A 12,282-nucleotide genomic window follows, 5' to 3' on the forward strand; every position below is an offset into this window, starting at 1 on the left:
TCAGGACATGACTACAGGTTCAACGATCTCACCGAGCATTTCTTCAGCCTCCGACAGGAAAGTTTCATGGCGCGGGATCTCGAAGTGCCCGCAATCGAGCCATTCCCCGCCCATGCCCGGCTGCTCCAGTTGCGCCGCCAGTTCCATGGCCTCCTCTTCCCGGCCCAGCGTCCACCAGCACACCGGCGAGACGGCCAGCGGCGGGCAGCGCTCCAGCTCCAGCGACAAGCGCTTGAGCCGGCGCGCGACGCTGAACACATGGGCCAGTTCATCGGCGCCCAGGGCCACGTAGGTCGATGCCCCACGCTCGGCCCCCAGGGCGGCCTCGAACACCGCCCGCACCGCCTGCGCCGACTCTTCGCCGTCGATGGCCGCGCCCGCAGCCGCCTGCGGCAGGGTCACCCGCAGGAAGTCGCGCAGGTCGGCCTGCCAGTCGTCCACCGCCCCGGCGTTCACGGCCGCCGACGGCACGAAGCTGTCCACCAGGCCGACGAACTCGACCTGCTGGCCGGCCTGCTCCAACTGCGCGGCCATCAGCATCGCCAGCGTCCCGCCCAGCGACCAGCCCAACAGGTGATACGGCCCCTGCGGCTGCTTCGCGCGGATCTGCGCCACGTAGTCGCTGGCCATGCGCTCCAGCGACACATCGCTGAAGGCCGGGTCCAGCAGCATCCGCGACTGGATCGCCAGCACCTGGCGCCGACCGCCCAGACGACGGGCCAACGGCTCGTAGTCGAACACCGTGCCGAAGCCTGCGTGAATGCAGAACAGCGGCACCCGGCCCTTGACCTCGGCGTTCATCGCCAGCAGCCCGGAGGCCTTTTCGGCGCTGCTCTGAACGCTGGCCACCAGTTCCGCGATGCTCGGCTTCTGCATCAGGTCGCGCAGCTTCAGGCTCAGGCCCTGGGCCTTCAGCACGCGGCTGCGCGCCACCACTTGCAGGCTCAGGATCGAATCGCCGCCCAGCTCGAAGAAGTTGTCGGTCAGGCCGACGCGTTCGATCTTCAGCACGTCCTGCCAGATGCCCGCCAAGGCCTTTTCCAGCTCGGTGCGCGGCGCCACGTAGTCCTGACGCTGTTCGGCGCCAGGATCCGGCAATGCCTTGCGGTCGAGCTTGCCGTTCGGGGTGAGCGGCATGCGTTCGAGCAGCATCAGGTGCGCAGGCACCATGTAGTCCGGCAGGCTGGCCTTGAGCTGTTCGCGCAGGCGTTCGCACAAACCGTCCGCCGGTGCATCGGCGGCGGCCAGCACATAGCCGAGCAATTGCTTGCCGCCGGCGCCTTCGCGGGCCACCACGGCGGCGTCGCGCACGCCCGGCAGTTGCTTGAGCCGCGCCTCGACCTCACCCAGCTCGATGCGGAAACCGCGGATCTTCACCTGATGGTCGATCCGGCCCAGGTAGTCGACGGTGCCGTCCGCCCGTTGGCGCACCAGGTCGCCGGTGCGGTACAGACGACTGCCGTCGGCGCTGAACGGGTTGGCCACGAAGCGCTCGGCGGTGCCGCCGGCGCGTCCCAGGTAACCCCGGGCCAACGCGCCGCCCAGGTACAGTTCGCCCGCCACCCCGACCGGCAAGCGGTTGAGGTCGCTGTCGAGCACATACCCGCTGCGCTCACCGACCACGCTGCCGATCGGCGCGTACGCCGCCCCGCACGCATCCTGCGCGCCGGCCTTCCAGATCAGCGGCGTGACCACGGTTTCGGTCGGGCCGTAGCCGTTGATGATGTACTGCGGCTTGAGCGCACGCTTGGCCAGTTCGAAGCTCGCCACCGGCACCGCGTCGCCGCCGAAGCAGTAGATGCGCACCGGCGGCGGGTTGCCGTCCTGCTCGGCGTGTTCGGCCAACTGCTGCAGGTAGACCGGCGGGAACGCCGCCACGGTCACGCCGTGCCGGTGCATCGCGTTGTAGGTCTGCTCGGCGGTCCACAGGCTGTCGTCCCGGATCAGCAGGCGCGCACCGTGGGTCAGCGTGGTCAGCCAGCGCTCATGGGCGCCGTCGAAGGCGAACGACATGAAGTGCAGCTCGCAGTCCGCTTCGCTCATTTCGTAGCGCTCGCCGATGGCCCGGCAATGCATCGCCAGCGGCCCATGGGCGACACCGACGCCCTTGGGCAGGCCGGTGGAGCCGGAGGTGTAGATCACGTAGGCCAGGTTGCCCGGCTGCACCGCGACCGTTGGCGCGCGGTCCGGCCGGTCGCCCAGCGCCAGGCGGTCCAGCTCCAGCACCCGCAGGCCGTCCTGCACCGGCATCACCTGCCGCAACCCCGAATCGCTGAGCAGCAACGCGATGCCCGAATCGCGCATCAGGTAGCTCAGGCGCTCACGCGGGTACGTCGCGTCCAGCGGCACATAGGCGCCACCGGCCTTGAGCACCGCCAGCAGGGCGACGATCATGTTTTCGCTGCGCGGCAGCGCCACGCCGACCCGCACTTCCGGGCCGACGCCTTCGGCGATCAGCGCATGGGCCAGGCGGTTGGCCCGGGCCTCGATCTGGCCGTAGCTGAAGGCCTGGTCATTGAACACCACGGCGGTCTGCTCGCTGCGCTGGATCGCCCACTGCGCGATGCGCTCATGCACCGCCGGTGCCGGCGGTTGTGGCGCGGCTTCGGCCGGCGCCACAGCCTGGGCGGTCGGCAGACCGATGCGGCCCAGCGGTTGCGCGGCGTCATGCGCCAACGCTTCCAGCAGCCCTTCCATGTCGCTGCGGATGCCTTCCACGGTCGCCCGGTCGAAGTGCTCGCGCAGGAACATGTATTCGATCACCAGACCGTCTTCGAGCGTGACCATCAGGTCCATCGGGAAGTTGGTCAGGCCGGCGCTGTCGCTCTCGCCGAACGTCAGCGAATCGTCGCGCCACTCGCGCAGCGCCTGGTCGATCGGATGGTTCTCGAACACGATGATGCTGTCGAACAGCGACTGCCCGGTGCGCCCGGCCCAACGCTGGACGTCGGACAGCGGCGTGTACTCGCGCTCGCGCATTTCAAGGTTGAAGTCCTGCAGATCGCGCAGCCACGGGCCCACCGCCTGTTCGGCCGGCACGTCCTTGATCACCGGCAAGGTGTTGATGAACAGGCCCAGGATCGACTCCGACGCCGGCAGGCTCGCCGGCCGTCCGGCCACGGTGGCGCCGAACGTCACGGTGCGCTGGCCGCTGTAGCGACTGAGCAGCATCAGCCACGCGCCCTGCACCAGGGTGTTGAGGGTGACCTGCTGGGCCTGGGCAAATGCCTTGAGCCGTTCGGTGCGGGCTTCACCCAGTCGGCTGTACAGCGCCTCGTGACCGCGCCCCTCGCCGGTGCGCGCCACGGTGTCGGCCAGGTACGTCGGTTCGTCGAGCAGGCTCAGGTGCCCGCGCCAGAAGCCTTCGCTGACGTTGGCGTCCTGCTGTTGCAGCCAGTTGATGTAGCGACGGTAAGGCACGGCCGCAGCCAGCGGCTGGCCGGAGTACTGGCTCAGCACCTCGCCGATCAGCTGCGAACTGCTCCAGCCGTCGATCAGGATGTGGTGATAGGTCCAGATCAGCTGATGGCTGTCCTCGCCCACCCGCACCAGCGTCAGGCGTTGCAGCGGCGGACGGTCGAGGTCGAAGCCCTTGGCCCGCTCGTCGGCGGCCAGCGCCTGCAAGGCCGCTTCAGAATGGTCCTGGTCGCGCCAATCGAGCAGGCTGATCGGCAACTGCGGATCGGCCAGCACGAACTGCAGCGGTTCGGCCATGTCCTGCCAGAGGAAACCGGTGCGCAGGATGTCGTGGCGGCGGCTCACCGCCTCCCACGCCGCCTTGAACCGCGCGGGCTCAAGGCCCTGCACCGGAATGCTCACCTGGTTGATGTACAGGTCGGCTTCCGGCGAGTTCAGGCCCAGGAACAGCATGCCCTGCTGCATCGGCGACAACCGGTACAGGCCGTCGAGCCGGCCTTGCGGCAACGGCAGCGCGGCGACCTGAGCCTCGCTCAGGCCATGCAGCGGCATGTCCACCAGCGCGGTCTGCGGCGCAGGTGTGCCTTCGGCGGCCTGGGCACGCAGGGCCAGTTGCTGAATGGTCGGCTGCTGGAACAGGTCTTTCGGGCTCAGTTCGATGCCCTGCTGACGGGCGCGGCTGACCACCTGGATCGAGACGATCGAATCGCCGCCCAAGGCGAAGAAACTGTCGGTGGTGCTGACCCGCTCAAGGCCCAGCACCTCTTTCCAGATGTCCACCAGCGCCTGCTCCACCGCACCGGACGGCTCGACGTGGTGCTGCGCCGCCGAGAACTCCAGGGCCGGCAGGCGTTTGCGGTCCAGCTTGCCGTTGGGGCTCAGCGGCATCTGCGCCAGCCAGACCCGGTGCGCCGGCACCATGTAGTCCGGCAGGCTCGCGCCCAGCCAGTCCGACAGGCTGTCGTGCAGCGCGTTGCGCACGGCCTCGGCGGCGTCCACGGTCGCCGGATCGCTCGGCACCAGGTAGGCCACCAGTTGCTGGCTGCCCAGCACGTCACGGGCGACCACCACGGCTTCGCGCACGGCGGCGTGCTCCACCAGCCGCGCCTCGATTTCGCCCAGCTCGATGCGCAGGCCGCGCAGCTTGACCTGATGGTCGATCCGGCCGACGTACTCGATCACGCCGTCGGCGCGGTAGCGCGCCAGGTCACCGGTGCGGTACAGGCGCTCGCCGGCACCGAACGGGCTGGCGACGAAACGCTCGGCGCTCAGCCCCGGCCGGCGGTGGTAGCCGCGGGCCAAGCCCACGCCGCCCAGGTACAGCTCGCCGGCCACGCCCGCCGGCAGCGGATTGAGCCCGCTGTCGAGGATGAAGGTCGACAGGTTGGCGATCGGCTGGCCGATCGGCACACCGTCGCGGCCCTCGTCGCGGCACGTCCAGTGGGTCACGTCGATGGCCGCCTCGGTCGGGCCGTACAGGTTGTACAGGCCGGCCTGCGGCAGCTTGGCGAACACCTGCACCTGCGCATCCACCGGCAGCGCTTCACCGCTGCACACGATGCGGGTCAGGCCGGTGCAGCTCGACACCCCGGCGTCCTGCAGGAAGGCCTGGAGCATCGACGGCACGAAGTGCAGCGTGGTGACGCGCTCGGCGTTGATCAGCGCGATCAGCTTCGCCGGATCGCGGTGGTCGCCCGGCGCGGCGACGACCAGCCGCGCACCGGTCATCAGCGGCCAGAAGAACTCCCACACCGACACGTCGAAGCTGAACGGGGTCTTTTGCAGCACGGTGTCGGCGGCGTCCAGGCCATAGGCCTGCTGCATCCACATCAGGCGGTTGGTCAGGGCCCGGTGCGAGTTGCCCGCGCCTTTCGGCATCCCGGTGGAACCGGAGGTGTAGATCACATAGGCCAGGTTGGCGGCGTCGTACGGCACCTGCGGGTTGTGGGTCGACAGGTCGGCGAAGTCCGCGCCCGTAGGCTCCAGGCACACGGTCTGCACGCCCTCGGGGATCGGCAGGCAGGCCAGCAAATGCGGCTGGGTCAGCAACAGGCCGATGCCGCTGTCGCCGATCATGTGGCTGAGGCGGTCGCGCGGGTATTCCGGATCCAGCGGCACGTAGGCGCCACCGGCCTTGAGGATCGCCAGCAGGCCGACGACCATTTCCAGGCTGCGCTCGACCGCGATGCCCACCAGCCCGTCCGGGCCGACGCCACGGGCGATCAGCCCGTGGGCCAACTGGTTGGCCCGGGCGTTGAGCTGGGCGTAGCTCAGGGTCCGGCCGGCGAACACCAGCGCCGGGGCGTCCGGGGTGCGCAGGGCCTGGGCTTCGATCAGGCTGTGCACGCCCTGCTCCAGCGGATAGTCGATGCCGGTGGCGTTCCACTGCTCGACCATCAAGCGGCGGTCGGCGGCGTCCAGCAGGTCCAGGGCGCCGAGGCGGGCGTCCCCCGACTGCACCATCTGCGACAGCAGGTTGTTCAGTTGCGCGCTCAGGCGTTCGATCACCGAATCGGTGAACGCGCCGCGTCGGTAGCTGTAGTGCAGCGACAGCTCATCGCTGACGTTCACCGCCAGCGTCAGCGGGTAGTTGGTCTGCTCGTGGTTGTCGACGCCGCCGAAGCGCAGCTCCTGCGGTGCGCCCTCCTCCAGCGCCTGGGACACCGGGTAGTTCTCGAACACCAGAATGTTGTCGAACAGCGCCTCGCCGCTCTGCCCGGCCCAACGCTGAATGTCGAACAGCGGCGTGTGCTCGTGCTCGCGCAGGGCGATGTTCTGCGCCTGCACGCTCTGCAGCCACTGGCCGACGCTGTGCTCGGAACGCGGGCTGGCGATCACCGGCAAGGTGTTGATGAACAGGCCGATCTGCTGCTCGACGCCCTTGAGCTCGGTCGGACGGCCGGCCACGGTGGCGCCGAACGCCACGCTTTCCTGCCCGGTCAGGCGTTGCAGCAGCAACAGCCACGCCGCCTGGATCAAGGTGTTGAGGGTGACCTTCTGCTGCCGGGCGAACTCGCCCAGGCGGCGGGTCTGCGCGGCGTCGATGAACACGTAGCGTTCGCCGTGACCGTCGCGCGGCTCGTCGCCATGCGCAGCGGTGATCGCCTGGGCCAGGCGCGTCGGCTCTTGCAGGTGGGCCAGTTGCGCCGTCCAGAACCGTTCGCTGACGGTGGCGTCCTGACGCTGCAGCCATTCGATGTAATCGCGGTAGCGCCCTGCCGGCGCCGGCAGCGTTTCGCCGGCGTAGCGCTGAAGCACTTCGCCGAGCAGCTGCGAGTTGCTCCAGCCGTCCATCAGGATGTGATGGTTGGTGTAGATCAGGTGGCAGCGCCGGTCATCCAGACGCACCACCGCCATGCGCAGCAGCGGCCCTTGGCCGAGGTCGAAGCCCTCGGCCTGCTCGTCGGCCGCCAGCGCGTCGAGCGCGGCTTCGGCGTCGTCGCGACTGCGCCAGTCGAGCACGCGGAACGGCATCGGCAGCTGCTTGTGCACCACCTGCACCGGCCTCGCCAGGTCACCTTGCCAGACAAACCCGGTGCGCAGGATGTCGTGGCTGTCCACCGCCGCCTGCCAGGCTTGGCAAAAGCGTTGCGGGTCGAGGCCTTCGACGTCCAGGCGCACCTGGTTGATGTAGTCGCCGGACGCTTGCTCGTAGAGGCTGTGGAACAGCATGCCTTGCTGCATCGCCGACAGCGGGTAGATGTCGGCGATCTGCTGGGCCGGCCACGGCAGGCTGTCGAGCTGCGCCTGGGTCAGCCCGGCCAGCGGGAAGTCCGACGGCGTCAGGCCTTCGGCGCCCGGCGTCACGCAATGGGCGATCAGCGCGGCGAGTTCGTCGGCGTAGTCCTGGGCCAGCCGTTCGATGATGGCGCTGTCGAAGCGCTCGCCGCTGAAGGTCCAGCCGACGCTCAGTTCGCCGCCGTACACCTGACCGTTGAGGGTCAGCCAGTTGCCCATCGGCGCATCGGGGCTCTGCTCCAGGCCGGCGTTGTCCGGAGCCGGCGCGAACAGCGCGCCGTCGTCGGCCTCGAAGCTGCCGTCGAACTGGCCCAGGTAGTTGAAGGTGATGCGCGGGCTCGGCAGCGCCCGCAGGCTGGCCTGGGCCTGGGCATCGCCCAAGTGGCGCAGGGCGCCGAAGCCGATGCCCTTGTTCGGGATCGCGCGCAGTTGCTCCTTGATGCGCTTGATCGACTCGCCCGCCCCTTCGGCCGGGGTCAGGCGCACCGGGAACAGGCTGGTGAACCAGCCCACGGTGCGGGTCAGGTCGACGCCGTCGAACAGCTCTTCACGGCCGTGGCCTTCCAGCTGGATCAGCGTCGACGGCTGGCCGCTCCAGCGTCCGATCACCCGCGCCAGCGCCGTCAGCAGCAGATCGTTGACCTGGGTGCGGTAGGCCGCCGGGGCTTCTTGCAGCAGTTGCCGGGTCAGCTCGGCGCTGAGGCGGGTCTGCACGGTCTGCGCCAGACGGTTCTGCTGGCCGGCGTCGAGACGCTTGCACGGCAGGTCGGTGGCGGCGCCGCAGAGGCAGGCCTGCCAGTAGGCCAGTTCCTGCTGCAGCACCGGGCCGTTGGCGTAGCGCTGCAAGTGCGCGCTCCAGTCCTTGAACGCCGTGGTCTTGGCCGGCAGTTCCGGCGTCTGGCCGTCGACCGCTTGCCGGTAGGCGTTCTGCAGGTCTTCCAACAGAATCCGCCACGACACGCCGTCCACCGCCAGGTGATGGATCACCAGCAACAGACGCTGGCTGCCGTCGGCCAGGGTGGCCAGCACCGCGCGCAGCAACGGGCCGTCTTGCAGGTCAAGACTGCGCTGGGCACGGTTGCCCAGGGCTTCGAGCGCCGCGATGTCGGCGATGTCTTCCTGCCAGAGCAAGGCTTGCGGCAGAGCCTCCACCGCCAGGTGCTCGGCCTGCCAGGCCTCGCCCTCCCGGCGGAAGCTCAGGCGCAGGGCATCGTGATGCACCGCCAGGGCCCGCAGCGCCTGCTCGACCTTGTCGGCCTGAAGCGGCTGACGCGGCTTGAGCAGCACCGACTGGTTCCAGTGGTGACGCTCGGGGATGTCATCCTCGAAGAACTGCTGCTGGATCGGCAGCAGCGACGCTGCACCGGTGACCGCTTGCTGGTCGATGCCGGACACGTCCTCGCCGATCTGCGCCACCAGGGCCAGACGCTGCACGGTCTGGTGCTGGAACAGGTCTTTGGGGTTGAGGCGGATGCCGGCCTGACGGGCGCGGCTGACCACCTGGATCGAGATGATCGAATCGCCGCCCAGTTCAAAGAAGTTGTCGTTCAGGCCCACTTGCTCAAGCTTGAGCACGTCCTGCCAGATGTCGGCCAGACGCCGCTCCAGCTCGCTTTGCGGGGCCTGGTAGGCTTGCTGCGCCTGGCTCGCGTCCGGCGACGGCAGGCTACTGCGGTTGAGCTTGCCGTTGGCGGTCAGCGGCAGCTGCGCCAGCAGCAACAGGTGCGCCGGGATCATGTGGTCCGGCAGGTTTTCCTTGAGCGCGGCGCGCACGTCGTCACGCCAGCGGGCTTGCTCCGTCGCGTCGGCGTCCAGCAGCGCGGCATCGGCCGGCACCAGGTACGCCACCAGTTGCTGGCCGCTCGGGCCTGGCTGCGCCAGCACCACGGCCTGGGTGATCGCCGCCTGCTCCAGCAGTTGTGCTTCGATCTCGCCCAGCTCGATGCGGAAGCCGCGGATCTTCACCTGATGGTCGATCCGCCCGATGTATTCGATCACGCCGTCGGCGCGGTAGCGAGCCAGGTCGCCGGTGCGGTACAGGCGACCGCCGTCGGCGGCGAACGGGTCGGGAATGAAGCGCAGCGTGGTCAGGTCAGGCCGGTTCAGGTAGCCCCGGGCCAGGCCCGCTCGACCCACGTACAGCTCGCCGATGCAGCCCTTGGCCACCGGGTTGAGGTCGCCGTCGAGCAAGTACCACGACAGATCCGGGATCGGCTCGCCGATCGGGCTGCTGGCGTCACGCGAAAGATCCGCCAACGAGATCGGCCGGTAGGTCACGTGCACCGTGGTTTCGGTGATGCCGTACATGTTGATCAGTTGCGGGGCGCGGTCGCCGAAGCGGTCGAACCACGGCCGCAGGCTCTTGACCTCCAGCGCCTCGCCGCCGAACACCACGTAGCGCAGCGCCGGTTGCAGCGCCGCGTGTTCCGGGGCGCACGCCACTTGCATCAGCTGCTTGAACGCCGACGGGGTCTGGTTGAGCACGGTGATGCCTTCGCGGCACAGCAAGGCGTAGAAGTCTTCCGGCGAACGGCTGACCTCGTAAGGCACCACCACCAGTTTGCCGCCGTACAGCAGCGCGCCGAAGATCTCCCACACGGAGAAGTCGAAGGCGTAGGAATGGAACAGGCTCCAGGCGTCCTGGGCACCGAAGCCGAACCAGGCGTCGGTGGCCTCGAACAGACGCAGCACGTTGCGGTGCGCGAGCAAGGTGCCCTTCGGCTGGCCGGTGGAGCCGGAGGTGTAGATCACGTAGGCCAGGTTGTCCGGGCTCATGTCCACGTTCGGGTTGGCGTCGCTGTAGCCTTCCAGGCCGTCGCGCTCTTGGTCGAGCATCAGGCTGCGCACCGATTCCGGCACCGGCAGTTGGCCGAGCAGATGGCTCTGGGTCAGCAGCAGGCCGATGCCGCTGTCGCCGATCATGTAGGCCAGGCGATCCTGCGGATAGGTCGGGTCGAGCGGCACGTAGGCGCCGCCGGCCTTGAGGATCGCCAGCAGGCCGACGAGCATGTCGAGGCTGCGCTCCACCGCCAGGCCGACGCGCACGTCTGGCCCCACGCCGCTGGCGATCAGCTTGTGCGCCAGCGGGTTGGCGCGGGCGTTGAGCTCGCCGTAGGTCAGGGCCTGTCCGTCGCAGGTCACGGCCACCGCGTGCGGGGCCCGCTCGGCTTGGTCTTCGATCAGGCGGTGCAGGCAGCGCTCGCCCGGGAACGCGGTCAGCGCCGGGTTCCATTGCGCCAGGGTGGCCTGACGCTCAGCGGCGTCCTGCACCGGCAGGTCGGCGATGCGCTGGCCGCAGTCGGCGACGATGCCGTGCAGCAGCGTCGTCCAGTGCTGCGCGAAGCGCGCCATGGTGGCGGCATCGAACAGGTCGGTGGCGTAGGTCAATTCGGCCCAGACGTTGTCCACCGATTCGAACGTGTCCAGGGTCAGGTCGAACTGGGCGGTGTGCGACGCCCAGCCCAGGCCTTCGATCTCGACCTTCGCCAGGCGCGTGGCACCCGAGGCGCGGCGGGCCTGGCTCTGGTGGTTGTGCAGCACCTGGAACAGCGGGCTGTGGCTGAGGCTGCGCTCCGGTTGCAGGGCGTCCACCAGTTGCTCGAACGGCAGGTCCTGGTGGGCCTGGGCGCCGAGCACGGTGTTCTTCACCTGCTGCAGCAGGCTGCGGAAGGTCTGCTGGCTGTCGAATTCAGCCTTCAGCACCTGGGTGTTGACGAAGAAGCCGATCAGGCCTTCGGTCTCGACCCGGTTGCGGTTGGCCACCGGCACGCCGACGCGGATGTCGGCCTGGCCGCTGTAGCGGTGCAGCAAGGTCTGGAACGAGGCCAGCAGCAGCGCGAACAGGGTGACGTTCTCCCGTTGCGCCACCTGCTTGAGGCCGGCGGCCAGTTCCGCGCTGAGCGGGATGTCCTGACGCGCGCCGCGGTGGCTTTGCTCCGGCGGACGCGGACGGTCGGTCGGCAACTCCAGCAGCGGCTGTTCGCCGTCGCCCAGTTGCGCGGTCCAGTAGTCCAGTTGGCGCTCGCGTTCGCCGGCGTCCATCCACTGGCGTTGCCAAACGGCGTAGTCGGCGTACTGCACCGGCAACGCCGGCAGTTCGACGTTTTGGCCCTGGCTGTAGGCGGCGTACAGCGCCACCAGCTCATCGACCATGATGCCCATCGACCAGCCGTCGGAGACGATGTGGTGCAAGGTGATGATCAGCGCATGGTCATCGGCGGCCAGGCGCAGCAGCTTGACCCGCAGCAGCGGGCCCTTCTGCAGGTCGAACAGGTGCAGGGTCTCGGCGGCGACCAACGCTTGCAGCGCGGCGTCGTCCAGGCCGCCGTCGATCACCTCGACCGGCAGCTCCAGCGCCCTCTGCGCCTGGATCACTTGCAGGGTCTGGCCCTGCTCCTCCACAAAGCAGGTGCGCAGGGATTCGTGGCGGGCGATCAGTGCATCGAAGCTGCGCCGCAACGCCGCCAGATCCAGCTCGCCGCGCAGGCGCAGCGCCGCCGGCACGTGGTAGGCGGTGCTGGTCGGCTCCAGTTGCCAGAGGAACCACTGACGCTCCTGGGCGTAGGACAGCGCCAGCGGTTGCAGGCGCGGCAACGCCACGATCGGCGGCTCCTGACGGGCCTGATCGACCCCGAGCGCGGCGACGAAGTCCGCCAGGGTGCTGTGCTCGAACAGGGTGCGCAGCGGCACCTGCACGTTCAGCGCCTGACGCACCCGCGACACCACCTGGGTCACCAGCAGCGAGTGCCCGCCCAGCTCGAAGAAGTTGTCGCCAAGGCCCACTTGCTCAAGCTTCAGCACCGCTTGCCAGATGCCGGCCACGGTGTGCTGGGTGGCGGTCTGCGGCGCGATGTAGGCCGATTGCCGTTGGCTGGCGTCAGGCGCCGGCAGTGCCTTGCGGTCCACCTTGCCGTTGGGCGTCAGCGGCAGTTGCGCGAGGAACAGCAGATGCGCCGGCACCATGTACTCCGGCAGTTCGGCCTTGAGGCTGGCCTTGAGCGCGGCGCGCAACGCGGCCTCGCCGTCGGCGTCCAGGCTTGCGCCGTCGGCCGGCACCACGTAGCCCACCAGTTGCGGGCCGGTCGGGCCGTCCTGGGCCACGACCACGGTTTCGCGCACGCTATCGAG

1 protein-coding gene (only partly in view) is annotated in these 12,282 nt (G+C 69.1%); it reads right to left on the bottom strand.

Annotated elements, in window-relative coordinates; genetic code table 11:
- On the bottom strand, positions 1 to 12,282 hold the 3' portion of the coding sequence (locus CAG29_RS28915) for a non-ribosomal peptide synthetase (protein ID WP_085695044.1). 2,790 nt of this gene lie beyond the right edge of the window; 12,282 of the gene's 15,072 nt are visible here — the last part of the coding sequence; its start codon lies beyond the right edge, outside the window; the stop codon is at positions 1 to 3.

The organism is Pseudomonas sp. B7(2017), from assembly GCF_002112745.1.
Lineage (GTDB): Bacteria > Pseudomonadota > Gammaproteobacteria > Pseudomonadales > Pseudomonadaceae > Aquipseudomonas > Aquipseudomonas ekonensis.